The sequence below is a fragment of the Burkholderia sp. AU33545 genome (assembly GCF_020419685.1).
GTDB classification, from domain to species: Bacteria; Pseudomonadota; Gammaproteobacteria; order Burkholderiales; family Burkholderiaceae; genus Burkholderia; species Burkholderia diffusa.
The window spans coordinates 84,532-109,041 of sequence record NZ_JAIZRQ010000006.1; the positions used below are offsets into that span (position 1 = coordinate 84,532).

Sequence of the window (24,510 nt, forward strand, 5' to 3'; positions counted from 1 at the left end):
TGTCGCCCCGGCCGTCCGGCCAAGGGCATGCGGCGCGCGCGAGCCCCGCTCGGGAACAGCCGCGCCGGGCGCGGCGCCGTCCTTCGTCTCCATCCTATCTCAGAAAGGGGCGGCGGGGCAGCGGCGGCAAAAAAGCGGGGGCGACCGGCCGGTCAGTCGGTGTCAGCGGCATTTCGTCGCGAGCGCGACAAGCCGAGCCGAGCCGACGTTCGGGCCCTCAGAAGCGCATGCCGGCAGAGCAGCCGCCGGCAGCAGCGCCGTTGGTCGCGGCGCCGCCGCAGCCGAGGATGCCGCAGCCGGACAGCGCGACGCTCGCAGCGACGAGCAGCGCGGCCAGCGTCATGCGCGATTTGCGTGCCGGTTTCATGGGCGTCGTGCCGCCTTCGCGTGCACGGGCGGTGCGGCCGGCCCTGTCGAGCGTCACCGGCATCGCGCGAGCAGCCCTTCCAGCGCGCGATCGGGGATGCCGCTCGCACGCAGCGCGTCCACGGTGCGGCTCACGTAGTCGAGCGTCGTGCCGTAGCGGCCGGCCGCGCAGCTGAACACTTCCTTGACGACGGGGTCGGTAAGCTTGCCGGTGTAAGTGGGCACGTCGCGGCGCATCACGAATGCGAGTGCGCGCACGCGTTCGCCGGTTTCGAGCGAGCACGGCAGCCACGCGGGCCGGTACGACCCCATCGGCATTTCGCGTTTCCACAACGTCTCGAGATGCGGCTGCGCCGTCGGGCCCGCGAGCCGGAATGCGATGCCCGAGCACGAGCCGCCGCGATCGAGCGCGAGCACGAGGCCCGGACGTTCGGGCGTGCCGCGGTTCACGCGCGACCACAGGTAGAGCCCACGATGATAGCCGTGCACCTTGCCGCGCACGGCGGAGACGGTCGGCAGCCCGGGGTTCCAGATCAGCGAGCCATAGCCGAACAGCCAGAGATCCTGCCGGCCATCCCAGTCGCGCATCGTGTGCGCGAGCGACGCGGCGAGCTCATCGTCCGTCAGCAGCCGTCCCTCGCCGATCGACGGCGGGTAGGCGGGCGGCAGCAGCGCGGCGTGGTGCATGGTGCGGACGGCTTTACTGGTACGGGTTCGGAAAGCCCAGTTTCGCGAGGATGTCGACTTCGAGCGCTTCCATTTCGGCGGCGTCCTCGTCGCTCGTCTCGTGATCGTAGCCCTGCGCGTGCAGCGCGCCGTGCACCAGCAGGTGCGCGTAGTGGGCAGCGAGCGGCTTGCCCTGGTCGTGCGCTTCCTTCTCGACGACCGGGCAGCACAGCACGAGGTCGCCGATCACGGTGCCGTCGGGCGCCGGGTCGTACGCGAAGGTCAGCACGTTGGTCGGGTAGTCCTTGTGGCGGTAGCCGGCGTTCAGCGTGCGGCCTTCTTCCTCGCCGACGAAGCGCACGGTGAGCTGCGCGCTCGCGAACAGCGCCGGCTCGATCCATTCGGCGATCAGCTTGCGCTTGGGAAGCGTCTTGCGGATGTCGCCGGTGATTTCGTCACCGTACTGCACGGACAGGTCGAGCTCCAGCTCGCGCACCTCGTTCGCCATTTCCGCGATTTCCTCGTCGCGCGGCGCGGGTTCGGCACCCACGTGCAGCGTGACGCTGTCGTAGTGCTCGGGCTGCAGCGCAAGCTTCGCGCGCATCGCAGGATCGTGGTGCTGCGCAACGATCGCAACGGCCGCCTCGCCCGAACTGCCCGACAGGTCGAACATCAGGCTGCGGCCGTCGGGGAAGTCGATTCGAAGCCCTTGCGCGCTGACGGTCCGGGCCTTGCCCTTCGCATCGAACAGCGAGAGACGGGGGAAATCGGGCGCGGCGGACTGGTCGCGCCCGGACTTGCGGGAACGGGAAGATTTCATGACGGGTGCGGCGATTGGAACGCGTTGAGGATACACCAAACGGCCGATCGCTCCCGAATTCGAAACGGCCGCGCGCGGGTGAAAAAAAGCCCGGCGCGCCGTCGGGCGGGCCGGGCCGGCAGGCCGGGGCAGCGCGCGGGCGCCGCCGGTCAGCCGTCCTGATGCTGCGCGTGGAACTCGTCGTACGCCTCGACGATGCGCGCGACGAGCGGATGGCGCACGACGTCCGCGCTCGTGAAACGCGTGAGCGCGATGCCGCGCACGCCGCCGAGCACCTGCTGCGCCTCGACGAGGCCGCTCTTGTGCCCGCGCGGCAGGTCGACCTGGCTCGTGTCGCCGGTGACGACGGCCTTCGAGCCGAAGCCGATCCGCGTGAGGAACATCTTCATCTGCTCGGGCGTCGTGTTCTGCGCCTCGTCGAGGATGATGAACGCGTGGTTCAGCGTGCGGCCGCGCATATAGGCGAGCGGCGCGATCTCGATCATCTGGCGCTCGAACATCTTCGCGGTCTTGTCGAAGCCGAGCAGGTCGTACAGCGCGTCGTACAGCGGCCGCAGGTACGGGTCGACCTTCTGCGCGAGATCGCCCGGCAGGAAGCCAAGCCGCTCGCCGGCCTCGACGGCCGGGCGCGTCAGCACGATCCGCTTGACCTGGTCGCGCTCCAGTGCGTCGACCGCGCATGCGACCGCGAGGTAGGTCTTGCCGGTGCCGGCCGGCCCGATGCCGAACGTCACGTCGTGCGACAGGATCTGCTTCAGGTATTCGCGCTGCGCGGGCGTGCGACCGCGCAGGTCGGCGCGCCGCGTATAGAGCTTCGGCGCGGGCTCTTCGTCCGGCGTGTCCGCGTCGAGCTGCACGACGGGCTCGTCGAACGGATGGTCGGGGTCGCCGCGAAAGCGCACGTCGATCGTGTCCTGGCGGCCGTTGCCGGACGTGTGGCGCACTTCGACCAGCGCGAGCTGGATATCGTCGACCGACAGCGGATCGCGCGCGCGGTTGTAGAAGTTCTCGAGCGCCGCGAGCGCGAGCTTCGCGCCGCGCCCGCGGATCGTGATCCGGTGGCCGCGCCGCGCGAGCGTGACGTCGAGCGCCTGTTCGATCTGCCGCAGGTTCTCGTCGAGCGGGCCGCAGAGGTTGGCGAGGCGCGCGTTGTCGTCGCGCGGCGCGGTGAATTCCAGTGCTTGGACGGTCTTCAAAGTAGCGTCGGGCTCCTGTTGAACGTCAGTCGGTCAGGTCAGTGGGTGGCCGCGCTCGCGTCGTCGCTGACGAGCAGGAGCTCGCCGCGCAGCGAGTGCGGGTACGCATGGTTGATCTTCACGTCGATCATCTGGCCGATCAGGCGCGGGTGCGACGCGAGCGGCGCCGGGAAGTTCACGACCCGGTTGTTCTCGGTGCGGCCCGACAGTTCGTTCGGGTCCTTGCGCGACGGGCCCTCGACGAGGATCCGCTCGACCTTCCCGACCATCGACTGGCTGATGCGCGCGACGTTTTCCTCGATGGTCGCCTGCAGATGTTGCAGGCGTTTGAGCTTGACCTCGCGCGGCGTGTCGTCGTGCAGGTTCGCGGCCGGCGTGCCGGGGCGCGGGCTGTAGATGAACGAGAAGCTGGTGTCGTAGCTCATCTCGTGCACGAGCGCCATCATCTTGTCGAAATCTTCCTCGGTCTCGCCGGGGAAGCCGACGATCATGTCGGTCGACAGCGACAGGTCCGGGCGGATCGCGCGCAGCTTGCGGATCACCGACTTGTATTCGAGCACGGTGTAGCCGCGCTTCATCGCCATCAGGATGCGGTCGGAGCCGTGCTGGACCGGCAGGTGCAGGTGGCTCACGAGCTTCGGCACCTTCGCATAGGTGTCGATCAGGCGTTGCGTGAATTCCTTCGGATGCGACGTCGTGTAGCGGATTCGCTCGATGCCGGGGATGTCGGCGACGTATTCGATCAGCGTCGCGAAATCGGCGATCTCGGTCGAACCGGCCGTCAGCGCGCCGCGATACGCGTTCACGTTCTGGCCGAGCAGCGTGACTTCGCGCACGCCCTGGTCGGCGAGGCCGGCCACTTCGGTCAGCACGTCGTCGAGCGGACGCGACACTTCGTCGCCGCGCGTGTACGGCACGACGCAGTAGCTGCAGTACTTCGAGCAGCCTTCCATGATCGACACGAACGCGCTCGGCCCCTCGACGCGCGCGGGCGGCAGGTGGTCGAACTTCTCGATCTCGGGGAACGTGATGTCGACCTGCGCGCGGCCGCTTTCGCGGCGCGCATCGATCATCTGCGGCAGGCGGTGCAACGTCTGCGGGCCGAACACGAGGTCGACGTACGGCGCGCGCGACACGATCGACGCGCCTTCCTGGCTGGCGACGCAGCCGCCGACGCCGATCAGCAGGCCCGGCTTCGCTTCCTTCAGCTCGCGCACGCGGCCGAGGTCGGAGAACACCTTTTCCTGCGCCTTCTCACGCACCGAGCACGTGTTGAACAGGATGATGTCCGCGTCTTCCGGGGTATCGGTCTTTTCGAGGCCTTCGGCGGCATTGAGCACGTCCACCATCTTGTCCGAGTCGTACTCGTTCATCTGGCAGCCGAAGGTCTTTACGTAAACTTTCTTGGTCATGGGGATTCGCCGTTCGCAGTGGTTGACCTGGGGGCGTCGTCAAGGGTGAATCGGGACGGCTGCTGCCGGTGCAGCGTGGCGGACCGGGGCGCGCGGTGCGCGTCGAGCGAGCATGTCGCGAATACTCGCGCATGCATGAAAAGCCGTCGGGAAAGCTTTCCATTATAGCTTTACGCGCTGCTCCGGGCGGGCGGCAGGTTGCGGCCGCGCGACGCCTTTCATTGAACTCCGACCCCGATATGGCGGCGCGGCAACCTTCAGCGGCACGCGTTCAGCAGGTCGTCGAGCGCCGCTTCCTCGCGCGCGAAGCGTTCGGCGAGGAAGTCGAGCAGCACGCGCACGCGCGGCGCCATGTAGCGCTTGCCGTGATAGAGCGCGTGCAGCGGCGCGTCCTGGTGTCGCCAGTCGGGCAGTAGCACGCGCAGCCGGCCGGCGCGCACGTCGTCGGCGATGTCCCAGAGCGACTTCAGCGCGATGCCGTGGCCGCGCAGTGTCCATTCGCGGGTGAGGCCGCCGTCGTTGGTCTCGAAAGCCGTCGACACCGGCACCGTGTGGGTCTGTACCTCGTCGCCGCGCGTGAAGCGCCACGTGTTCATCGGGCCCGACGCGATCGTGATCACGTTGCAAGGAAAGCGGCCCAGATCGTGCGGATCGGCCGGCACGCCGTGGCGCTCGACGAACGACGGCGCCGCGCACAGCACGCGCCGGTTCGCGGCGAGCCGGCGTGCGATCAGCGCGCCGTCGGGCGGGGCGGCGAAGCGGATCGCGAGGTCGATTTCGTCCTGCCACAGGTTCGACGACGAATCGGACGCCGTCAGCGAGAACGTGACGCCCGGATGCAGCGTGGTGAATTCGTCGAGCCAGTCGAGCAGCTGATTGCGGCCGAAATCGGACGTCGACGACAGCCGCACCTTGCCGGCCACCACGTTGCGGCCTTCCTGCAGTAGCGCGTGCGCGTCGTCGAGCGCCTGCAGCGCCTGCCGGCAGCAGTTCAGGTAGAGCCGGCCTTCGTCGGTGAGGCGCAGCTGCCGCGTCGAGCGCTCGAACAGCCGCGTCGCGACCTTCGCCTCGAGCTTCGCGAGGCGCGCGCTCGCGGCGGCCGGCGTGAGGTTCAGCTTGCGCCCTGCCGCGGACAGGCTGCCCAGTTCCGCCGCCTCGACGAACAGCCGGATGTCGCCCAGTCGATCCATTGGATTTTCCACAATCTTTTGAAAATGGTTCAAATGCCGCGCCAATTATCAAAGATAGGCGTATTCGGGACAATGCGCGCACATCCCGCTTTTTGTGCGGTGCGGTACGGACCGGCTGCCGCGTCCGCCGCCTTTTCGGAGAACGTCATGCCCATACCGTTACTGGCGCTCGCGATCAGCGCCTTCGCCATCGGCACCACCGAATTCATCATCATGGGACTTTTGCCTGAAGTCGCGCACGACCTCGCCGTGTCGCTGCCGTCGGCCGGCCTGCTGGTCACGGGCTACGCGCTCGGCGTCGCGGTCGGCGCGCCGCTGCTCGCGGTGCTGACGAGCCGCATGCCGCGCAAGGCCGCGCTGCAGCTGCTGATGGCGATCTTCATCGTCGGCAACGTGTTGTGCGCGACCGCGTCCGGCTACGCGATGCTGATGGTCGCGCGCGTCGTCACGTCGTTCGCCCACGGCTCGTTCTTCGGGATCGGCGCGGTGGTGGCCGCGTCGCTCGTGCCGGCCGACAAGCGCGCGAGCGCGATCGCGCTGATGTTCACGGGCCTCACGCTGTCGAATGTGCTCGGCGTGCCGTTCGGCACGTTCGTCGGCCAGCTGCTCGGCTGGCGCGCATCGTTCTGGATCGTCGCCGCGCTCGGCGTGCTGTCGCTCGGCGGCGTCGCCCTGCTGGTGCCGAACCGCCACGACAGCGGGCCCGTCGGCCTCGGCCACGAAGTGCGGGTGCTGAAGGAGCCGCAGGTGTGGCTCGCGCTCCTGATGACCGTGCTCGGCTTCGGCGGCGTGTTCGTCGTGTTCACGTACATCGCGCCGATCCTCGAAACCGTCACCGGTTATTCGCCGCGCGCGGTCGCGTTGATCCTCGTGCTGTTCGGCGCGGGGCTGACGGTCGGCAACACGCTCGGCGGCAGGCTCGCCGACCGCGCGCTGATGCCGTCGCTGATCGCGATCCTGGTCGCGCTGATGGCCGTGATGGCCGTATTCGCGAAGACGAGCCACCTGCCGGTCGCGGCCGCGGTGACCGTATTCGTCTGGGGGATCGCCGCGTTCGCGACGGTGCCGCCGCTGCAGGCCCGCGTGGTCGAAAAGGCCGCGAGCGCGCCGCATCTCGCGTCGACACTGAACATCGGCGCGTTCAACGTCGGCAACGCGGGCGGCGCGTGGCTCGGCGGTCTCGCGCTGGGACACGGCTTTGCGCTCGATGCGTTGCCGTGGGTCGCCGTCGCGGTGACGTTCGCGGCGCTCGTCGTCACGTGGCTCGCGATGCGGCTCGATGCCCGCGCACCGGCGCGCTGCGCGGCACCGGCCGCGCATTGAGCGGTGCACCGGGCGGCGGTGTGCCGGCGCTATGGCGACAGGAAAAGGTTCGCGAGAAACGCTTTCCTCCGCGATGCTGATAACGGTGTGAAGATAACTTCGTTTGCCGGGTCGGGGCCGGGTGATAGCGTCTCGATACGCGCCGTTCGTGGCGCAACCCGATTCCGGCTAACCCCATTCGCAGGGCCGCGCGGCGGCCCGGAGGCCATGTTATGTCTTCACCCCTGGCGCTGGTGCGCGACGTGTCTTCCTTCGAGTCCGGCAATGCCGCCGACGCGCGGACGTCCGCGTCGCTCGACGTCCTCGAGCAGGTCGTCGGCGTGAATCTCGCGCGCTTGCGCGCCGAGCGGCAGCTGTCGCTCGATGCGCTCGCGCGGCTGTCCGGCGTGTCGCGCGCGATGCTCGCGCAGATCGAATCCGCGCGCAGCGTGCCGTCGATCAAGGTGCTCTGCAAGATCGCCGCGGCGCTGAAGGTATCGGTCGCCGCGTTCCTGCGCCGTCATGCGGTGAACGGCTTCGAGCATCTGGCGGCAGAGCGCGCGGCGCGCGTCGTCAGCTCGAACGGCCGCTTCTCGGCGCGCGCGCTGTATCCGGAAGGCGAGCCTGCCGCGGCCGAATTCCACGAGCTGCGGATTGCGCCGCTGCACACGGAACCCGGCACGCGCCGCGCGCCCGGCACGACGGTCAACCTGGTCGTCAGCGAAGGCACGCTCGAAGTCGGCGTGCACGATCGGCGCCAGCTGCTCGCGACCGGCGACGCGATCGTGTTCGACGCCGACCAGCCGTACAGCCTGCGCAATCCGGGCGACAGCGAGGCGCGCGCGTTCCGCGTGACGGTGAGCCCCGAGGTGCCGCCGCGCTGGCTCGTGCCCGACGCCGCGCACGCGGCCGGCTGAACGCGCGGGTCGCAGGGCCGGCGCCGGTTCCGTTCAGGACGGGCGTGCAGGCCCGGTGTCGGCCGTTCGGACGATGCCGTTAGACGGAGTCGTCAGTAAGGTTTTAAGTGTGGTTCGCTGCGCCGCGTGCGCAGCTGATGTATGCTTGGCCCGCCGGTTCCGGGGTAGACCCCGGCCGGTAATCAGTGCGTCTTCAGGGCGGGGCGAAATTCCCCACCGGCGGTAGGCTGGCGTTAGCCGGCGAGCCCGCGAGCGCTCGCGCATCCGCGCGGGGTCAGCAGATCTGGTCGAATGCCAGAGCCGACGGTCACAGTCCGGATGAGAGAAGATGTGCAGATAGTCATGTCCGTCAGGGCCGCTTTGCCATGCGTGTGAAGCGGGTTGTCGTTCTGTCTGTTTGCAATGCCCTGAAACGTTTTTCGCCCAAATCGTAATTGCGAGGAGCGTTTCACATGTCCTTCATGTCCGTTTCGTCGGCACCCGCCGACGCCTTTGCCGATCTCCCGTTGCTCGATTCCGAACCGGTGCCGCCGCGCATCGCCGCCGCGCTCGACGCGTTGCGCGCGGGCCGCGCGGTCGTGTTGCAGGACGATCACGACCGTGAAAACGAGGCCGACCTGATCGTCGCCGCCGAGCGCATCACGCCCGAGACGATGGCGCTCCTGATCCGCGAGTGCAGCGGCATCGTGTGCCTTTGCCTGACCGACGACAAGGTCCGCGCGCTAGAGTTGCCGCCGATGGTGCAGACGAACGAGAGCCGCAACGGCACCGCGTTCACCGTGTCGATCGAGGCGCGCGAAGGCGTGCATACCGGTGTGTCTGCGGCCGATCGCGTGACGACGATCCGCGCGGCGATCGCCGACGATGCGAAGCCGTACGACATCGTGCGCCCCGGCCACGTGTTTCCGCTGCGTGCGCAACCGGGCGGCGTTCTGGCGCGCCGCGGTCACACCGAAGGGACCGTCGACCTGTCGATCCTCGCTGGCCTGAAGCCGGCGGGCGTGCTGTGCGAGCTGATGAATCCGGACGGCACGATGACGCGCGGCGACGACGTCGAGCGTTTCGCGCAGCAGCACGGGTTGCCGATGCTGACGATCGCGGAACTCGTCGAATTCCGCGAGGCGCTGGCGGCCGCGCGCGAGCGCTGCTGCGAGCCGGCCTGACGATCGGTGTAGCGGGCGCGCCGATGCGCCCGCGGGACGGCGTGCGCATCGAGCCGCACGCCGGTCATGTGGCTCCGGCGCGACCGTCCGTCAGGACTGCACGTCGCCGAATTCGCCGCGCAGGCCGGCTTCGACGAGCGCCGGCAGTTCATTCATCCTGCGCATGATCCGCGTGATGCCCATCGCGCGCAGCGCATCCGCGTAGTTGTCGGGGATGTGGCTCGCGCCGACGAACGCGATCGTCTTCATCCCCGCCGCACGCGCGGCGTTCAGGCCCGACACGCTGTCCTCGACGACGATGCAGCGCGTCGGCGCGACGCCGAGCGTCTGCGCCGCGTGCAGGTAGACGTCGGGATAGGGTTTCGGCCGTGCGACCTGCTCGGAGCTGAACACGCGATCGCCGAAGATTTCGGTGAGCGATGCGCGCTTCAGCGAGCTGCGCACGCGCACGAGCCGGCTGTTCGATACCACCGCGGCCGGCAGGCTGACCTTCAGCAGCGCGTCGCGCACGCCGCTGATCGGCGCGAGCGATTGTGCGAGACCGGTCTCGATGTTGCGCTCGACGGTCTCGATGAAGTCGTCGGGCATCCGGATGCCGAAACGCGCTTCGAGCCCGGCGAGAAAGCGCGATGTCTGCTGGCCGAAGGCGGACTTCGCGGCGTCTTCGAAATCGAGGTGAGGGAAGGTGGCGGACAGCGTTTCGAACAGCACGCGGTCGGCGATGACTTCGCTGTCGACGAGGACGCCGTCGCAGTCGCAGATAAGGTGATCGAGCATGATGGTGAAGAAGCGGGGTGTCGGCGACGCCGAGCATCCCGCCATGATACGTGCTTTCGAAGTTGCACCGCGAGCCGTTCGGCGCCTGCGTCCCGTCCCGACTATGCACTCCGTCAGGCCGAGGCGTCACCGCGGCGTTGCCCGGCGAGAGCGAGGCGGGCGCGTTGTCGATCGTGTGACGAAAGCAGGGCGGAAGGGGGAGGCGGAAGCACGCGGCAGTTGCTGCCGCGTGCTCGGGATCGAGCTCGATCGAACCCGCGATCAGGCCATCGCGTGCAGGTGCAGATACAGGCCGGCCGCCGCGGCGCCGCCGAGCAGCGGGCCGATCACCGGCACCCACGCATAGCGCCAGTCGCTGTCGCGCTTGCCGGGAATCGGCAGCAGCGCGTGCATGATGCGCGGCGACAGGTCGCGCGCCGGGCTCATCGCATAGCCGGTCGGGCCGCCGAGCGAGATGCCGATGCCGAGCACGAGCAGGCCGACGGGCAGTGCGTCGAGCGCGCCGAGACCGACCTGCGGCGACGCGAGGTACAGCACGCCGAGGATCAGCACGAACGTGCAGATGGCTTCGGTCAGCACATTGTGCGTGGTGCTGCGGATGGCGGGCGCCGTGCAGAACACCGCGAGCTTCAGGTCCGCATCGACCTCCTTCGCGAAGTGCTGGCGATACGCAAGCCACACGAGCAGCGCGCCGGCCATCCCGCCGAGCATCTGCGCGAGGATGTAGCCGCCGACCTTCGACCATGCGAACTTGCCCGCGAGCGCGAGGCTGATCGTGACGATCGGGTTCAGGTGCGCGCCGCTGAACGACGCGGTCACGTAGACGGCGACGAACACCGCCATCGCCCAGCCCATGACGATCACGATGAGGTCCGCGCCTTTGCCCTTGGTCTTCGCAAGCAGCACGTTTGCGACCGCGCCGTTGCCGAGCAGCACGAGGATCGCCGTGCCGATGAATTCCGCAATATAAGGTGACATGTTGTCTCTCGTAAATGACGGCGGACTCGCGCGTCGCGCGGTCCGCCGGTGTTGTTCTAATTCGTTCGGATTGCTTCTGGTTGCCGCGGGTTACTGCGTGTCGTCGGCCCACGCCTTGGCGGCGCGCACCGCGCGTTGCCAGCCGGCCATGCAGCGCTCGACCTGATCCTTCGGCATCGACGGGGAGAAGCGGCGATCGAGCTGCCACTGGCTGCGAACTTCGTCGAGGTTCTTCCAGTAGCCGATCGCGAGGCCCGCGAGGTAGGCCGCGCCGAGCGCGGTCGTCTCGGTGATCTGCGGTCGCACCGCGTCGACGCCGAGCAGGTCGGCCTGGAACTGCATCAGCAGATTGTTCGCGCTCGCGCCGCCGTCGACGCGCAGTTCGCCGATGCTGATGCCGGAGTCGGCTTCCATCGCGGCCAGCACGTCGAGCGACTGGTAAGCGATCGCGTCGAGCGCCGCGCGCGCGAGGTGAGCGGACGTCGTGCCGCGCGTGACGCCGAACACCGAACCGCGCGCCCGTGCGTTCCAGTGCGGCGCGCCGAGGCCCGCGAACGCCGGCACGAGATAGACGCCGTCGGTATGCGGCACGCTCGCGGCGAGCGCTTCGATCTCGGCGGCCGACTTGATGATGCCGACGCCGTCGCGCAGCCACTGCACGACCGCGCCCGCGATGAAGATGCTGCCTTCGAGCGCGTACTGCACGTCGTCGCCGATCTGCCAGGCGATCGTCGTGACGAGGTTGTTCTTCGACTCGATCGGCTTGTCGCCGGTGTTCATCATCAGGAAGCAGCCGGTGCCGTAGGTGTTCTTCACCATGCCCGACGTCGTGCACATCTGGCCGAACAGCGCCGCGTGCTGGTCGCCGGCGATGCCCGCGAGCGGGATCTTCGACGCGAACACCGTGGTTTTCGTATGGCCGTAGATTTCCGACGACGCCTTCACTTCCGGCAGCATGCTGCGCGGGATGTCGAGCAGTTCCAGCAGCTCGCTGTCCCACTCGCGCGTGTGGATGTTGAACAGCATCGTGCGCGATGCGTTGGTCACGTCGGTCACGTGCAGTTCGTGCTTCGTGAAGTTCCACACGAGCCAGCTGTCGACGGTGCCGAACGCGAGCTTGCCCTGGCGCGCCTTGTCGCGCGCACCCGGCACGTTGTCGAGGATCCAGCGGATCTTGGTCGCGGAGAAGTACGAGTCGATGGGCAGGCCGGTCTTCGCGCGTACCTTGGCTTCGAGGCCCTGCTTCTTCAGCGCATCGCAGAAGTCGGCGGTGCGGCGGTCCTGCCACACGATCGCGTTGTAGACGGGCTGGCCCGTCTCGCGATCCCAGACGATCGTCGTCTCGCGCTGGTTGGTGATCCCGATCGCGGCGATCGACGTGCCGTTCAGGCCCGTGCGCGTGACCGCTTCGGCGGCGACGCCCGCTTGCGTCGACCAGATTTCCTGCGGGTCGTGCTCGACCCAGCCGGGTTGCGGGTAGATCTGTTCGAATTCCTTCTGGGCGATCGATACGATGTTGCCCTGGCGATCGAACAGCATCGCGCGGGAGCTCGTCGTGCCCTGGTCAAGCGCGAGGATGTACTGATCCTGCATGTCTCTCATCTCCATCCGTGGATTGGCGTAGTTGTGATGCGCGCCGCATGTTACGCGGCGCGTCGGTGAATCAACATCGGTCAGGCAAATGCAACTGCAAACGAATCATGCGTGCGGCGCATGTACGGCGGCGAACCACGCGTCGACCGCGGCCGTCACTGCGTCGAGCGTGCCCGGCGCGACGTGCAGGCCGAGCTTGGAGCGGCGCCACAGCACGTCCTGCGCGCAGGTCGCCCATTCGGCGTCGCGCAGGTAGCGCAGTTCGGCATCGTGGATGCCCGGCGCGATCTCGGCGCCGAGGTCGGCGAGCGACGTCGCGCCCTCGACCACGCGTTCCGCGCGCGTGCCGTACGCGCGCGCGTAGCGGCGTGCGAGTGCGGCGGGCAGCCACGGATGGCGCTTCGCGAACTGCGCGGCGAACGCGTCGAACTTCGCATCGGCGATGTCGCCGCCCGGCAGCGCGACGCCGGCCGTCCAGGTCTTCGCGTCGCGGCCGAGCGCGCGGCACAGCATGTCGCCGGCTTCTTCCGCGAGCTTGCGGAACGTCGTGATCTTGCCGCCGAACACCGACAGCAGCGGGGCGCCCGCGCCGTCGTCCAGCTCGAGACGGTAGTCGCGCGTGACGGCCGATGCGTTCGCGGCGTTCTCGTCTTCCAGCAGCGGACGCACGCCCGAGTAGGTCCAGTGCACGTCGGCCGGCGAGATCTTGCGCTTGAAGTAGCGGTTGATCGAGTCGCACAGGTACTGCGTCTCGTCGCGATCGATCGCGACCTTCGCGGGATCGTTCGTGTATTCGACGTCGGTCGTGCCGATCAGCGTGAAGTCGTGCTCGTACGGAATCGCGAAGATGATCCGCTTGTCCGGGTTCTGGAAGATGTACGCGTGGTCGTGATCGAACAGGCGGCGCGTGATGATGTGGCTGCCCTTCACGAGCCGCACGCTGTGGTGCGCGCCGCGGCCGAGCGCGCCGTGCAGCACTTCGCCGACCCACGGGCCGGCCGCGTTCGCGATCGCGCGCGCATGCACGACGCGGATCGACCCGTCGGCGTGCTGCAGCCGCGCTTCCCATTCGTCGCCGCGGCGTTCGGCGGACACCAGCTTCGTGCGCGTCAGGATCTCGGCGCCGCGCTCCTTCGCATCCATCGCGTTCAGCACGACGAGGCGCGCATCGTCGACCCAGCCGTCCGAATAGACGAAGCCGCGCTTGATCGAATCGATCAGCGGTGCGCCGGCCGGATGGCGGCGCATGTCGATGCCGCGCGAGCCGGGCAGCAGTTCGCGTTTCGCGAGGTGATCGTAAAGGAACAGGCCGATGCGGATCAGCCAGGCCGGACGCAGGTTCGGCATGTGCGGCATCACGAAGCGCAGCGGCCACATGATGTGCGGCGCCGCGCGCAGCAGCGTCTCGCGCTCCTGCAGCGCCTTGCGCACGAGCCCGAACTCGTTGTACTCGAGGTAGCGCAGGCCGCCGTGAATCAGCTTCGTGCTGGACGACGACGTGTGCGACGCGAGATCGTCCTGCTCGCAGAGCATGACCGACAGGCCGCGGCCGGCCGCATCGCGCGCGATGCCAGCGCCATTGATGCCGCCGCCGACGACGAGCAGATCGTAGCGATTCGGTTGGGTCACCTGCTGTCCTTATCGTCTGAGGGAAATGGGTGAACAGAAAATGTTCGAATTCGAAATTTAACGAACGAAATCGAAAAAGTAAAGTTCGAAAAAGCGGGGCCAGTAGCGCGCGACACGATCCCGGACGATACTGGCGGAATCGACCGTTTCGCGAGGTGAATCATGCGTATTGGGATGTGGGCCGGCGTGTGCGCCGTCCTTCTGGCGGGGTGCAGTGCCGGCATGCCGCCGCTCGTCGGCAACTGGCGCACGCCGTCGTTCGTCGACCTGCAGACGTCGTGCGGCGGCACGGCGCGCGACTGGGGCGCGGACGCGCAGCCGGTCTACGCGACACTGTACGACGCGTATGTGGCGAAACGGTATCGTGGGCTGACCGAAGCGAACTATTGTGCGTTCGTAAACGAACTTTCGACGCGCTATGCGGCGCCTGATGCGGCGGCGCGTGCCGGCTGGATCGCGTATTTCAACGGCGCGCGTGCGCAGGCCATCAGCTGGCGGGCGGCGGTCGATCCGACGTTGCGCGGCGGCTGAAGCAGGCCGCGACGGGCTGGCGGCGGGTGCGGGAACGGCCGCGCGGCCCGGAATCCGGGCCGCGCGGTCAGGTCAGGAACGGTGTGGTTTTACGAATAGCGGTATTTGATGGATCGCAGCGCGGCGTCGCCGGTTTCGGTCACGCAGTATTTGCGCCCCGATCCGAGTGCTTCCAGGCGAACGAGCTGCTGTTCGAGCAGTGCGTCGATCTCGTCCCGATCCATGTTGGTTTGATCGGGGGCGTCTTTCACAAGCAATAGCGTGGCGAATTCATGCGGACTCAGCATCGTTCTCTCCATGGCGACCAGTCAGCCCGCGCGGCCGGCGTAAAAACCGACGCGCGATACCCATCGGGATATGGCTTGGGGGGAAAGCTGTATTCGCCGGCCATGCCATTCGTCCGCGCCCTGGCACAGGCGGAACGGTCGAACGGGCCGGGGAACTGGAGTCTAGTCGAGCGCGCGGGCAACGACAAATCGTGCCCCGTTAATTTTCCCTTTGACAGCCGGGCCGCGCGCAAGCGGTTTGCTTGCGACGCCAACTTCTTGATTTCACTTGAAGTTTCGGGTGCGGTGCAGCATCGGTGCGGTCATTCCGCGACGTACACCTGGGTGCCGGCGGCCGCCACCGTATCGGCCATCTCGGGGGGCAGCGGCTTGTCGGTGAAGAGCGCGTGCACCTGGCTCAGATGGCCCTGGCGCACCAGCGCGGGGCGTCCGACCTTCGAATGGTCGGCCACGAGGTAGACCGTGCGCGCATGCTGCATGATCGCCTCGGCCACGCGCACCTCGCGCGTGTCGAAGTCGCGCAGCGTGCCGTCGGCCTCGATCGCCGACGTGCCGATGATCGCGTAGTCGACCTTGAACTGGCGGATGAAGTCGATCGCGAGTTCGCCGACGATCCCCTTGTCCCACGGCCGCACGATACCGCCCGTGATCAGCACCTCGCAGTCGGGGTAGCCGCTCATCATCGACGCAACGTTCAGGTTGTTCGTGATCACGTGCAGCCCATGGTGGCGGTTCAGCGCGCGCGCAACTTCCTCGGTCGTGGTGCCGAGGTTGATGAACAGCGATGCCTGGTCGGGTATGTGCGACGCGGCGAGCGCCGCGATGCGCCGCTTCTCGTCGTGGAACATCCGCTGACGCGCGGTGTACGACACGTTCTCCGAGCTGGTCGGCAGGCTCGCGCCGCCGTGGTAGCGGCGCAGCAGGTTCAGGTCGGCGAGCCAGTTCACGTCGCGGCGGATCGTCTGCGGCGTGACCGCGAAGTGCGCGGCGAGATCGTCGACGGTCACGAAGCCGTCACGCTGCACCCATTCGAGCAGTTCCTGCTGGCGCGCGTTGAGGGTGAGGCGGGGATCTCGGGTCATGGCTCGGCGGTCATCGTGAGGCGGAGCGGGTATTGTAAGGGCGGGAAGCGCGTTCGACCGGCCTCCGGCATATCACTGTGCGGAATTCATGCGTAAAGCACATGTATTCATGTGACAAATGAATTTGTGCGATCGCGCGGATCGCGCTGCAATGGCGGACTGTCCGCGCGCACCGGTCGTGCGTCCGGCGCGTTCATTCAGCTTTCGACGAGGTGCAACCGATGACTGGCTTCAACTGGCACAACCCGTATCCGACGACCCGCATTCCGGTGTTCGCGCGCAACGTCGTGTCGACGTCGCACCCGCTCGCGGCGCAGGCCGGTCTGCGGATGCTGTGGAAGGGCGGCAATGCCGTGGATGCGGCGCTGGCCGCGGCGGCCGCGATCACGGTGGTCGAGCCCGTGTCGTGCGGGCTCGGAGGCGATGCGTTCGCGCTCGTGTGGGACGGCGAGCGGCTCTCGGGGTTGAATGCGTCGGGCGTCGCGCCGGCCGCGTGGAACCCCGAATACTTCCGCCAGCGCCACGGCGAGGACGCACGCGGCATCGCAAACAAGCCGACGCGCGGCTGGGACACCGTCACGGTGCCGGGCGTGATCGCGGGCTGGGAAGCGCTGCACGCGAAGTTCGGTTCGCTGCCGTTCGCGGACCTGCTCGAGCCGGCGATCGAGATCGCCGAGCGCGGCTATTCGGTGTCGCCGATCGTCGCGCATAAGTGGGCGGCCGCGGTGCCCGAGCTGCAGGTGCTGCCGGGCTTCGCCGATACCTTCATGCCGCGCGGGCGCGCGCCGCTCGTCGGCGAGCGCATGTGCCTGCCGGGCCACGCGCGGACGCTGCGCACCCTCGCGAAGGACGGTCCGCGCGCGTTCTACGAGGGCGCGCTCGCCGGGCAGATCGCGGCATTCGCGCGCGAAGGCGGCGGCGCGCTGACCGAAGCCGACCTGCGTGCGTACCGGCCGGAATGGGTCGAGCCGATCGGCAAGTGCTTCGGCCGCCACACGATTCACGAGATTCCGCCGAACGGGCAGGGCATCGCGGCGCTGATCGCGCTCGGGATCGCCGAACATGCGGGCGTGGCCGAATGGCCGGTCGATTCGGCCGACTCGCAGCACCTGCAGATCGAGGCGATGAAGCTCGCGTTCGCGGACGTCTATCGCTACGTCGCCGATCCGCGCGCGATGGACGTGACACCCGCGCAGATGCTCGACGACGCGTATCTCGCGGAACGCGCGAAGCTGATCGATCGCGCGCGCGCGACGCACTTCGCTGCCGGCCGGCCGCATTCGGGCGGCACGATCTATCTGTCCGCGGCGGACGAGCGCGGGATGATGGTGAGCTTCATTCAGTCGAACTACATGGGTTTCGGTTCGGGGCTCGTCGTGCCGGGTACCGGCATTGCGTTGCAGAACCGCGGGCACGGCTTCTCGATGGACCCGGCGTCGCCGAACGTGGTCGCGGGCGGCAAGCGGCCGTTTCATACGATCATCCCGGCGTTCGTCACCGAGGAAGTCGATGGCCGCACCGAGGCGGCGATGAGTTTCGGCGTAATGGGCGGCGACATGCAGCCGCAGGGCCACCTGCAGACCGTCGTGCGGATGCTGGGCTACGGGCAGCAGCCGCAGGCCGCCTGCGACGCGCCGCGCTGGAAGGTCAATCGCGACTTCACGCTCGACGTCGAGTCGACGATGAATCGCGAGACGGTCGATGCGCTCGCCGCGCGCGGTCATACAATCAAATCGATCGACGATCCTTACATGGATTTCGGCTCGGGGCAGTTCGTGTGGCGGCTCGATCGCGACGATCCCGAGCGCGGCTACGTGGCCGCGAGCGACAGCCGCCGCGACGGTCTTGCGGCCGGTTTCTGACGGAACGCTTCCGGTCTTGCGCTCGACGGGCGGCCGGATGGCCGCCCGTTTTGCTTGACGCAGTGCATCTCATCGAACGCGCGCACCCGGTTCGAACAACTCATCTAACGAACCGCAGCATGCGCGGCGGAACTGCGCCCGTCGGGTATGGTCAGTGCTTTGAAGCACGAACATAAAAGTCCGGCTAAGATGCCAGGATGGTTCGGCCGGACCAACTCACTAAAAATGCAAGCAAAACGTCGCCTGCGGGCGCGCCGGGCCTGTGCCGAAGATCGGGGCCGGCCGGCCGCGCGACGACTGGGAGCGCACCACCATGCCTACTGAAACGACGCATGTCATGCCGTGGCGTATCGAGGACATCGACCTGAACCGGATCGATCGTCAGCGCGCCGCCGCGAATGAGGATCTGCTGCTGTTGCTGTGCGCGTCGTCGTTCATCGAAAGCGGCTCGGATCTCTACACGAGCAACCTGAGCGAGTTCTTCAACGACGATCCGGAAGTGTCCGCGTGGCTCAACAATGCGTGGGAGCACGAGGAACTGCAGCACGGGCGCGCGCTGAAGGCGTACATCGCGCACGTGTGGCCCGAGTTCGACTGGGATACCGCTTTCGCGAATTTCTTCGCCGAGTATTCGAAGACCTGCTCGGTCGACGCGTTCGAGAAAACCCGTGCGCTCGAGATGGTCGCGCGCTGCGTGGTCGAGACGGGCACGGCCACGCTCTATCGCGCGATCAACGAATGCTCGGACGAGCCGGTGCTGAAGGAAATCACCGACAACATCCGCACGGACGAAGTGCGTCACTACAAGCACTTCTTCAAGTTCTTCAAGAAGTACAACAAGCTCGAAGGCAACGGCCGGCTCGCGGTGCTCGGCGCGCTGATGCGCCGTGTGATGGAAATCAAGAACGAGGATTCCGAGATCGCGCTGCGCCACGTATTCGCGATCCGCTACCCGGATCGTGTCGGCGACAATCAATACAACCGCGAGCGCGCTGCGCGCATCAGCTCGCTCGTGCGTCGCAACCTGTCGGCCGACATGTGCGTGAAGATGCTGCTCAAGCCGCTCGACCTGCCCGCGAAGATCCAGCCGAGTGTCCACTATCCGCTGACGAAGATCACGCGGCACGTGTTCATGCGCTGAATGTCGCCGCGCGGTCCGGCGGCGCGCGTATGCTTCGGCATCATCGTCTGCTTCTCACCGGGGCCGCCATCATGACCGATACCCATCGCCACGCGCTCGAACAGTGGACGTTCGACGCGTGGCCGCCGGCCGTCGTTGCGCTGTTCGACGGCACCGCGCTCGAACGCCATGCCGACTTCGCCGCATCGCTGATCGTCGCGACGGACGATGGCCAGTTGCGCACGACGCTGCTCAGCGTCGGCGAGATTCATGCACGCGACGCACGCACGCTGCTGCTTGCGCTATGGCCGCAATCGCGCGCGGCGCGCGCGCTGGCGCAACGGCGCGCGGCCGCGTTGACGCTCGTCGCGGACGGCGCATTCTTTCAGGCACAACTGAGGATCGAGCCGCTCGAAGGAGACTTCGGCGGACTGGCCGGGTTCGCCGCGACGATCGCGCATGGCGATGCGCAGCGGGTTGGCTATGCGCGTCTCGCGACGGGTATCACGTTCGCGCTGGAAGGGGAGGCGCGCGCCGAGGTGCTCGCGCGCTGGCAGCGCCAGGTCGAGCACCTGCGGCGCGCGGCCGCGCGGCTTCAGTGACCGCGCTGGCCGCTGCGCGACGAACGGTTGCGGTTCGCGTGCGCGGCATTGCCGGACGCCGGACGCGCGCCGTTGCCGCCTGACGGGCGACCGCCGGCGCCGGCGTTGCCGCTCGCGCTGCCGGCCGTGCGCGGCTTGGCCGCCTTCGCGGCCTTCGGCTGCGCATTGCCTTCGCGCTTCGCGGCCGGCTGGCCGGAGCCGCCTGCACGCGGCTGGCGATTGCCGCCGCCACCACCACCGCCGCGCGGCTGCTGCTGTCCGCGGCGTTGCTGGATCGGCTCCGGCTTCACGTTCGGATCGGGTTCGAAGCCTGCGATCACCTCCTGCGGAATCTCGCGCTTGATCAGCCGCTCGATGTCGCGCAGCAGCTGCTTCTCGTCGACGCACACGAGCGACACGGCTTCGCCCGTCGCGCCCGCGCGGCCCGTGCGGCCGATCCGGTGCACGTAATCTTCCGGCACGTTCGGCAGGTCGAAGTTGACGACGTGCGGCAGCTGGTCGATGTCGATTCCGCGTGCGGCGATGTCGGTCGCGACCAGCACCTGCAGCGTGCTGTTCTTGAATTCCGCAAGCGCGCGCGTGCGGGCCGACTGGCTCTTGTTGCCGTGGATCGCCATCGCGCTGATGCCGTCCTTCGTCAGCTGTTCCGCGAGCCGGTTCGCACCATGCTTGGTGCGCGTGAACACGAGCACCTGGAACCAGTTGTGTTCGCGGATCAGGTGCGTGAGCAACTCGCGCTTGCGATCGCGGTCGACCGGGTGGATCTTCTGCGCGATGCTTTCGGCGGTGGTATTGCGGCGCGCGACCTCGATCAGTGCCGGCGAATCGAGCAGGCTGTCGGCGAGCGACTTGATCTCGTCGGAGAAGGTGGCCGAGAACAGCAGGTTCTGGCGCTGCGGCGGCAGCTTCGCGAGCACGCGCTTGATGTCGTGGATGAAGCCCATGTCGAGCATCCGGTCGGCTTCGTCGAGCACGAGGATGTCGAGATCCGACAGGTCGATTGTCTTCTGCTGCATGTGGTCGAGCAGACGGCCCGGCGTCGCGACGACGATGTCGACGCCGCGCTTGAGCGCATCGATCTGAGGATTGATGCTGACGCCGCCGAACATCACGGTCGAGCGCAGCTTCAGGTACTTGCTGTACGCGCGCACGCTTTCCTCAACCTGGGCGGCGAGTTCGCGCGTCGGCGTGAGGATCAGCGCACGCACCGCGCGCTTCGCGCCGCGATGCTCGGCGTAGAAGGTGTGCAGGCGCTGCAGGATCGGCAGCGTGAAACCGGCGGTCTTGCCTGTGCCGGTCTGTGCGCCGGCGAGCAGGTCGCCGCCGCCGAGGACGGCCGGGATCGCCTGCTGCTGGATGGGAGTCGGCGACGTGTAGCCGAGCTCGTTGACTGCCCTGACGAGCGGTTCGGCCAGGCCGAGAGATTCGAAAGACATAGATACCACTCTTGAGTTTTATGATCGGCGACGCCTCGCGCGGCCCGCGCGGGGACTGGCGTCGCAAAAAGCAAAGGGGCGCGGAACGCAGGTCACTCACCTGTTGCGGCGAGATCGGCGTACCGTTGTTGCCCCAGGACATCCGGATATACGTTACAACGGCTGCGACTTCCTGGTTCGACAGCGACTGCGCGAACGGCGGCATGCCGTACGGACGCGGATTCTTGAACGTGCTCGGCGGATAGCCGCCATTCAGCACCATGCGGATCGGGTTGACTGCCGATTCCATCACGATCGAATGGTTGCCCGCGAGCGGCGGATACGCCGGCGGCTTGCCCGCACCGGTTTCGGCGTGGCAGGTCGCGCAGTTGTCCGCGTAGATCTTCTTGCCCTGGTCGAACAGCGCGTTGCCGAATTGCTTCGACGGCTCGTACTGCATGTTCTTCGGCGCTTCAGCCTTCTGCGGGATCGACTTCAGGTACGTCGACATCGCACGCGTATCTTCGTCGCTCATGTACTGCAGGCTGTTGTGAACGACGTCGGCCATCGGGCCGAACACCGCGCCCTTGTTCGACACGCCGGCCTGCAGCAGGTCCGACAGCTCCTGCACGTGCCAGTCGCCGAGGCCGAGTTCCTTGTCGTTCGTCAGTGACGGCGCATACCAGTTCTGCAGCGGGATCAGGCCGCCCGCGAAGGCCGCCGAGCTCACCGGGCCGCCCATCATGTTGATCGACGTGTGGCACATCGAGCAGTGGCCGAGGCCTTCGACGAGGTACGCGCCGCGGTTCCATTCGACCGACTTGGTCGGATCCGGCTTGTATTCGCCTTCCTTGAAGAACAGCGTGCGCCAGCCGATCAGCAGGTTGCGGTTGTTGAACGGGAACTTCAGTTCATGCGGACGGCTCGGCACCGAGACCGGCGGGACCGAGCGCAGGTACGCGTAGATCGCGTCCGAGTCGGCGCGCGTGACCTTCGTGTAGCTCGCGAACGGGAAGCCCGGGTAGAGCAGGCTGCCGTCCTTCGAACGGCCGGTGTGCATCGCGCGGTAGAAGTCGTCCGACGTCCACTTGCCGATACCGTCCTTGTCGTCCGGCGTGATGTTCGGCGTGTACATCGTGCCGAACGGCGTCGCCATCGGCAGGCCGCCCGCGAACGACTTGCCGCCGCGCACGGTGTGGCACGCGATACAGTCGCCGACGCGCGCGAGGTATTCGCCCTTCTTGATCAGCGCGGCCTGGTCGGCCGGCGTGGCCGCGACGGCAGCGTTGCCGTGCAGCGTGTCGTTGCCCGGCCACAGGACCGGCACGAGGGCGGCAGCCGCGACGATCGCGACGGCCGAGAGTGCAAACAGGGACTTGCGTTTCATTGTGTCTGTCTCCCTTGCCTTATTGCGGTTCGCTGCCGCAGGCGAGCGGAGTCTTCATCGAACGCGCCGGGGCCGGCACGGGGTTGGCGGGCGCCGGTTGCGCGGCGAGCCATGCGGTCACGGCCGTCACGTCTTCGTCCGACAGCTTCGACGCGATTTCGTGCATGCAATCCGGTGCCTTCGCGTGGCGGTTGCCCGAGCGCCATGCGCCGAGCTGTGCGCTCAGGTAATCGGCGTGCAGGCCGACGAGGCCCGGGATCGCCGGCTGCATGCCGGTCAGGCCCGCGCCGTGGCAGGCCACGCAGGCCGGCAGCTTGCGCGACGGATCGCCTTGCGTGACGAGCTGTTTGCCGCGCGCGAGCGTGGCAGCCGGCAGCGTCGGCTTGGCCGGCGTCGGGTACGGCGGGCGCTCGGCCGAGAAGTGCTCGGCGATCTCCTTCAGGTAATCGTCGTTCAGGTACGTCAGCAGATAGTTCATCGGCGGGTACTTGCGCCGGCCATCACGGAAGTTGACGAGCTGGTTGTACAGGTACTCCGCCGGCTTGCCGGCAAGCCGCGGGAAATAGTCGTTGTCCGTACCCTGGCCGTGAACGCCATGGCATGCGGTACAGCCGCGCACACGCTCGGCCATGGTATCGGGTGCCTTGAGCGGCGCCTGCTGGGCGTGCGCTTGCTCCGTGGGCTTGGTCTGCGCTTGGGCAGCGCTCGTAAGGCCCGCGCCACCGATCAGGAGAACGGCAAGCAACGGACGGAAGAGGCGTCTTGAAGACACACGAGACTCCATGTTTATTCGTCGGGGACCTGTCCGGGCTACGATCGGCTCGGCGCATGGACGGCAGGACAGCCGGGCTGCTGCGACGCGGCATTCTATCATCGATGGGTAATGACGGCTATTTGGCAAAAGGACATCGGTTCCTGCCTGATTGCGACTTGCGACAATTTGACGCGCTTTGTGCGCGGGTTGTGTGAACCGGCGTGCGCTTTGACCATCGAAGACCTACACTCGCGGGTCGCGCGGCGCCGCCTTCGCCGCAGACCCAGTCATTTCTCCCGTTTCCGGATTCATCGATGACGTTCCCTACCATGCCGTTGCCGTCTTCCCGCTGTCGTTCCATTTGCCGCCGCACCGCAGGCCGGCCGTTCCCCGGAGGGCGCGCGCGATGAGGATCGACAGCTTGTGGATCGGGCAGGTCGCGTTGGCGGCATTGATGGACGCGACGTTCGCGATGGCCGTCGGCTCGGCGCTGCTCAAGGCGTGGCTCGGCAAGGACGGCGCGCGGCCGGTCGTCGCGCCGTCGCATCCCGCGTGGCTGCGCGCGCAACATTCGCTGGTCGCGGCGGCGCTGGCGCTCGTGCTCGCCGATCTCGGCTGGCTGGTGTACGAAGCCGCGTCGATGAGCGGCGCGGGGCTCGGCGGCGCGTTCGCCGCGATTCCCGTCATGCTCGCGCAGACGCACACGGGCTTCGCATGGAGCGTCGCGTTCGCCGGCGCCGTCGTGCTCGCGATCGTCGCGCTGGCGAAGCCCGAGGGCCCGGTCGCGCACGCGGTGCTGTGGTTCGCGGTGATCGTGGTCGCGGCCGGCAATGCGTCGCTCGGCCATGCGGCCGATACCGGCCCGCTGTCCGCGGCGGTCGGCGTGCAGACGCTGCACCTGCTCGCCACCGCGGTGTGGGGCGGCCTCGTGCTCGCGGGCGGGCTCGCGGTGCTGCCGGTGCTCGGCTCGTCGGTCGCGCGCGGCGCGCTGATCCGGATCGGCCAGCAACTGTCGCGCACGTCGGCGATCGCGGTCGTGTTCGTGCTCGGCACGGGCGTGCTCAACGCGCTGCGCGGGCTCGGCGGCTCGCTCGCGCCGCTCGACGGCAGCACGTGGGGGCGCGTGCTGTTGCTCAAGCTGCTGCTCGTCGCGCTCGCGCTCGTGCTCGGCGGGTTGAACCGCTTCTCCGCGCTGCCGCGCCTGCGCCGTACCGCGTCGACCGAAGACGCGCACACGTTCCGCAACATCCTGCATCTCGAGGCGCTGACGATGGTCGGCGTATTCGTCGCGGCCGCCGTGCTGTCGTTCAGCGTGCCGGGGTTCGCGGCGCTCGGCTGACGGCCGGGGCGGCGCGGTGCCGGGCCGGATGCCCGCGCGTCGCGTGCGTCAGATGCACAAACGGCCGCCTGTCGGGCGGCCGTCTCGAAGCCGTGCGCGGCATGCGCGCCGCGCAACGCACC

The 24,510-nt window shown here is 67.8% G+C and carries 23 protein-coding genes, 1 pseudogene and 1 riboswitch; of the genes and pseudogenes, 8 read left to right on the forward strand and 16 right to left on the reverse strand.

Translation table 11 applies throughout. The annotated features are described in order from the left end of the window. Nucleotides 1–217 precede the first annotated feature (217 nt). The 7 genes from LGM71_RS20540 to LGM71_RS20570 form a co-directional block, all read right to left on the reverse strand. Nucleotides 218–367, reverse strand: coding sequence for a hypothetical protein (locus LGM71_RS20540; protein ID WP_170296422.1), 150 nt, complete (start codon nucleotides 365–367; stop codon nucleotides 218–220). Between the two features lie 53 nt (nucleotides 368–420). Next, on the reverse strand, nucleotides 421–1,053 hold the full coding sequence (locus tag LGM71_RS20545) for a gamma-glutamylcyclotransferase (protein WP_059607618.1): 633 nt from the start codon (nucleotides 1,051–1,053) through the stop codon (nucleotides 421–423). A gap of 13 nt (nucleotides 1,054–1,066) precedes the next feature. Then, nucleotides 1,067–1,852, reverse strand: a complete 786-nt coding sequence (ybeY, locus tag LGM71_RS20550) for an rRNA maturation RNase YbeY (protein WP_059607616.1) — start codon at nucleotides 1,850–1,852, stop codon at nucleotides 1,067–1,069. Nucleotides 1,853–2,001: 149 nt separating this feature from the next. After that, the gene (locus tag LGM71_RS20555; RefSeq protein WP_059607614.1) at nucleotides 2,002–3,048 is read right to left on the reverse strand and encodes a PhoH family protein; all 1,047 of its coding nucleotides are present in this window, start codon (nucleotides 3,046–3,048) and stop codon (nucleotides 2,002–2,004) included. 38 nt (nucleotides 3,049–3,086) lie between these two features. Beyond that, entirely contained in the window at nucleotides 3,087–4,460 is a 1,374-nt protein-coding gene (gene miaB / locus LGM71_RS20560; protein WP_059528119.1) for a tRNA (N6-isopentenyl adenosine(37)-C2)-methylthiotransferase MiaB, read from the reverse strand. A 257-nt stretch (nucleotides 4,461–4,717) separates the two neighbouring features. After that, nucleotides 4,718–5,650 (reverse strand): LysR family transcriptional regulator, encoded by a 933-nt coding sequence (locus tag LGM71_RS20565; protein ID WP_226116189.1) that lies wholly within the window; start codon nucleotides 5,648–5,650, stop codon nucleotides 4,718–4,720. Nucleotides 5,651–5,679: 29 nt separating this feature from the next. Next, the gene (locus tag LGM71_RS20570) at nucleotides 5,680–5,865 is read right to left on the reverse strand and encodes a hypothetical protein (protein WP_170296421.1); all 186 of its coding nucleotides are present in this window, start codon (nucleotides 5,863–5,865) and stop codon (nucleotides 5,680–5,682) included. Between LGM71_RS20570 and LGM71_RS20575 the strand changes: the two genes are divergently transcribed. From LGM71_RS20575 to ribB, 3 genes are all read left to right on the forward strand, one after another. Beyond that, a complete protein-coding gene (locus LGM71_RS20575) occupies nucleotides 5,798–6,973 on the forward strand; it encodes an MFS transporter (RefSeq protein WP_059607608.1) in 1,176 nt (391 codons plus the stop codon). The genes LGM71_RS20570 and LGM71_RS20575 overlap by 68 nt on opposite strands. A 212-nt stretch (nucleotides 6,974–7,185) precedes the next feature. Further along, on the forward strand, nucleotides 7,186–7,869 hold the full coding sequence (locus LGM71_RS20580) for a helix-turn-helix domain-containing protein (RefSeq protein ID WP_151048841.1): 684 nt from the start codon (nucleotides 7,186–7,188) through the stop codon (nucleotides 7,867–7,869). A gap of 185 nt (nucleotides 7,870–8,054) precedes the next feature. Beyond that, nucleotides 8,055–8,203: riboswitch (FMN riboswitch) on the forward strand. Nucleotides 8,204–8,321: 118 nt separating this feature from the next. Next, nucleotides 8,322–9,032 carry a 3,4-dihydroxy-2-butanone-4-phosphate synthase gene (ribB, locus tag LGM71_RS20585; protein ID WP_124621335.1) on the forward strand — a complete coding sequence of 237 codons (711 nt, stop codon included), beginning with the start codon at nucleotides 8,322–8,324 and terminating at the stop codon, nucleotides 9,030–9,032. A 90-nt stretch (nucleotides 9,033–9,122) separates the two neighbouring features. Here ribB and LGM71_RS20590 read toward each other — a convergent pair whose 3' ends face one another. The 4 genes from LGM71_RS20590 to glpD form a co-directional block, all read right to left on the reverse strand. Then, nucleotides 9,123–9,809: an HAD family hydrolase gene (locus tag LGM71_RS20590; protein WP_059607745.1), complete on the reverse strand. Its 687-nt coding sequence runs from the start codon at nucleotides 9,807–9,809 to the stop codon at nucleotides 9,123–9,125. Nucleotides 9,810–10,070: 261 nt separating this feature from the next. After that, nucleotides 10,071–10,787 (reverse strand): MIP/aquaporin family protein, encoded by a 717-nt coding sequence (locus LGM71_RS20595; protein WP_059607602.1) that lies wholly within the window; start codon nucleotides 10,785–10,787, stop codon nucleotides 10,071–10,073. Nucleotides 10,788–10,877: 90 nt separating this feature from the next. Next, entirely contained in the window at nucleotides 10,878–12,380 is a 1,503-nt protein-coding gene (gene glpK, locus LGM71_RS20600; RefSeq protein ID WP_059607599.1) for a glycerol kinase GlpK, read from the reverse strand. A 105-nt stretch (nucleotides 12,381–12,485) separates the two neighbouring features. Continuing rightward, complete coding sequence (gene glpD / locus LGM71_RS20605) at nucleotides 12,486–14,009, reverse strand: glycerol-3-phosphate dehydrogenase (protein ID WP_226116191.1); 1,524 nt, start codon at nucleotides 14,007–14,009, stop codon at nucleotides 12,486–12,488. Nucleotides 14,010–14,171: 162 nt separating this feature from the next. Here glpD and LGM71_RS20610 point away from each other — a divergent pair, with 162 nt between their 5' ends. After that, entirely contained in the window at nucleotides 14,172–14,540 is a 369-nt protein-coding gene (locus tag LGM71_RS20610; RefSeq protein WP_124621357.1) for a hypothetical protein, read from the forward strand. Nucleotides 14,541–14,629: 89 nt separating this feature from the next. On the opposite strand, the gene LGM71_RS20615 is transcribed toward LGM71_RS20610, so the two are convergent. After that, nucleotides 14,630–14,827, reverse strand: a complete 198-nt coding sequence (locus LGM71_RS20615) for a hypothetical protein (RefSeq protein WP_059607743.1) — start codon at nucleotides 14,825–14,827, stop codon at nucleotides 14,630–14,632. A gap of 302 nt (nucleotides 14,828–15,129) precedes the next feature. Beyond that, nucleotides 15,130–15,909, reverse strand: coding sequence for a DeoR/GlpR family DNA-binding transcription regulator (locus LGM71_RS20620; RefSeq protein ID WP_040141834.1), 780 nt, complete (start codon nucleotides 15,907–15,909; stop codon nucleotides 15,130–15,132). Between the two features lie 221 nt (nucleotides 15,910–16,130). Between LGM71_RS20620 and LGM71_RS20625 the strand changes: the two genes are divergently transcribed. From LGM71_RS20625 to LGM71_RS20635, 3 genes are all read left to right on the forward strand, one after another. Further along, the gene (locus tag LGM71_RS20625; RefSeq protein WP_226116193.1) at nucleotides 16,131–17,771 is read left to right on the forward strand and encodes a gamma-glutamyltransferase family protein; all 1,641 of its coding nucleotides are present in this window, start codon (nucleotides 16,131–16,133) and stop codon (nucleotides 17,769–17,771) included. A gap of 313 nt (nucleotides 17,772–18,084) precedes the next feature. Beyond that, a complete protein-coding gene (locus LGM71_RS20630; protein ID WP_059684382.1) occupies nucleotides 18,085–18,912 on the forward strand; it encodes a ferritin-like domain-containing protein in 828 nt (275 codons plus the stop codon). A 71-nt stretch (nucleotides 18,913–18,983) separates the two neighbouring features. Further along, on the forward strand, nucleotides 18,984–19,493 hold the full coding sequence (locus LGM71_RS20635) for a hypothetical protein (RefSeq protein ID WP_175817087.1): 510 nt from the start codon (nucleotides 18,984–18,986) through the stop codon (nucleotides 19,491–19,493). Here the strand turns inward: LGM71_RS20635 and LGM71_RS20640 are convergent. The 3 genes and pseudogenes from LGM71_RS20640 to LGM71_RS20650 all read right to left on the reverse strand — a co-directional run bounded on the left by LGM71_RS20640 (nucleotide 19,487) and on the right by LGM71_RS20650 (nucleotide 23,079). Beyond that, nucleotides 19,487–20,929: a DEAD/DEAH box helicase gene (locus LGM71_RS20640; protein ID WP_226116195.1), complete on the reverse strand. Its 1,443-nt coding sequence runs from the start codon at nucleotides 20,927–20,929 to the stop codon at nucleotides 19,487–19,489. The two genes, LGM71_RS20635 and LGM71_RS20640, sit on opposite strands and share 7 nt — an antisense overlap. Before the next feature lie 73 nt (nucleotides 20,930–21,002). Further along, a pseudogene (locus tag LGM71_RS20645) lies at nucleotides 21,003–22,295 on the reverse strand (c-type cytochrome); the annotation flags it as partial. Between the two features lie 19 nt (nucleotides 22,296–22,314). Beyond that, nucleotides 22,315–23,079 (reverse strand): c-type cytochrome, encoded by a 765-nt coding sequence (locus tag LGM71_RS20650; RefSeq protein ID WP_059528087.1) that lies wholly within the window; start codon nucleotides 23,077–23,079, stop codon nucleotides 22,315–22,317. A gap of 376 nt (nucleotides 23,080–23,455) precedes the next feature. Between LGM71_RS20650 and LGM71_RS20655 the strand changes: the two genes are divergently transcribed. Next, nucleotides 23,456–24,388, forward strand: a complete 933-nt coding sequence (locus LGM71_RS20655) for a CopD family protein (protein WP_226116197.1) — start codon at nucleotides 23,456–23,458, stop codon at nucleotides 24,386–24,388. Nucleotides 24,389–24,510 lie beyond the last annotated feature (122 nt).

What these genes read in the sequence shown, in the direction of transcription:
- glpK (WP_059607599.1), bottom strand. Translation starts at nt 12,380, where the DNA reads ATGCAGGATCAGTACATCCTCGCGCTTGACCAGGGCACGACGAGCTCC.
- LGM71_RS20570 (WP_170296421.1), bottom strand. Translation starts at nt 5,865, where the DNA reads ATGATGATGAATTCGGTGGTGCCGATGGCGAAGGCGCTGATCGCGAGC.
- LGM71_RS20590 (WP_059607745.1), bottom strand. Translation starts at nt 9,809, where the DNA reads ATGCTCGATCACCTTATCTGCGACTGCGACGGCGTCCTCGTCGACAGC.
- LGM71_RS20615 (WP_059607743.1), bottom strand. Translation starts at nt 14,827, where the DNA reads ATGCTGAGTCCGCATGAATTCGCCACGCTATTGCTTGTGAAAGACGCC.
- LGM71_RS20540 (WP_170296422.1), bottom strand. Translation starts at nt 367, where the DNA reads ATGAAACCGGCACGCAAATCGCGCATGACGCTGGCCGCGCTGCTCGTC.
- LGM71_RS20565 (WP_226116189.1), bottom strand. Translation starts at nt 5,650, where the DNA reads ATGGATCGACTGGGCGACATCCGGCTGTTCGTCGAGGCGGCGGAACTG.
- LGM71_RS20595 (WP_059607602.1), bottom strand. Translation starts at nt 10,787, where the DNA reads ATGTCACCTTATATTGCGGAATTCATCGGCACGGCGATCCTCGTGCTG.
- LGM71_RS20650 (WP_059528087.1), bottom strand. Translation starts at nt 23,079, where the DNA reads ATGGAGTCTCGTGTGTCTTCAAGACGCCTCTTCCGTCCGTTGCTTGCC.
- LGM71_RS20610 (WP_124621357.1), top strand. Translation starts at nt 14,172, where the DNA reads ATGCGTATTGGGATGTGGGCCGGCGTGTGCGCCGTCCTTCTGGCGGGG.
- ybeY (WP_059607616.1), bottom strand. Translation starts at nt 1,852, where the DNA reads ATGAAATCTTCCCGTTCCCGCAAGTCCGGGCGCGACCAGTCCGCCGCG.
- LGM71_RS20655 (WP_226116197.1), top strand. Translation starts at nt 23,456, where the DNA reads ATGAGGATCGACAGCTTGTGGATCGGGCAGGTCGCGTTGGCGGCATTG.
- LGM71_RS20625 (WP_226116193.1), top strand. Translation starts at nt 16,131, where the DNA reads ATGACTGGCTTCAACTGGCACAACCCGTATCCGACGACCCGCATTCCG.
- LGM71_RS20635 (WP_175817087.1), top strand. Translation starts at nt 18,984, where the DNA reads ATGACCGATACCCATCGCCACGCGCTCGAACAGTGGACGTTCGACGCG.
- LGM71_RS20545 (WP_059607618.1), bottom strand. Translation starts at nt 1,053, where the DNA reads ATGCACCACGCCGCGCTGCTGCCGCCCGCCTACCCGCCGTCGATCGGC.
- LGM71_RS20640 (WP_226116195.1), bottom strand. Translation starts at nt 20,929, where the DNA reads ATGTCTTTCGAATCTCTCGGCCTGGCCGAACCGCTCGTCAGGGCAGTC.
- LGM71_RS20575 (WP_059607608.1), top strand. Translation starts at nt 5,798, where the DNA reads ATGCCCATACCGTTACTGGCGCTCGCGATCAGCGCCTTCGCCATCGGC.
- miaB (WP_059528119.1), bottom strand. Translation starts at nt 4,460, where the DNA reads ATGACCAAGAAAGTTTACGTAAAGACCTTCGGCTGCCAGATGAACGAG.
- ribB (WP_124621335.1), top strand. Translation starts at nt 8,322, where the DNA reads ATGTCCTTCATGTCCGTTTCGTCGGCACCCGCCGACGCCTTTGCCGAT.
- LGM71_RS20630 (WP_059684382.1), top strand. Translation starts at nt 18,085, where the DNA reads ATGCCTACTGAAACGACGCATGTCATGCCGTGGCGTATCGAGGACATC.
- LGM71_RS20620 (WP_040141834.1), bottom strand. Translation starts at nt 15,909, where the DNA reads ATGACCCGAGATCCCCGCCTCACCCTCAACGCGCGCCAGCAGGAACTG.
- LGM71_RS20580 (WP_151048841.1), top strand. Translation starts at nt 7,186, where the DNA reads ATGTCTTCACCCCTGGCGCTGGTGCGCGACGTGTCTTCCTTCGAGTCC.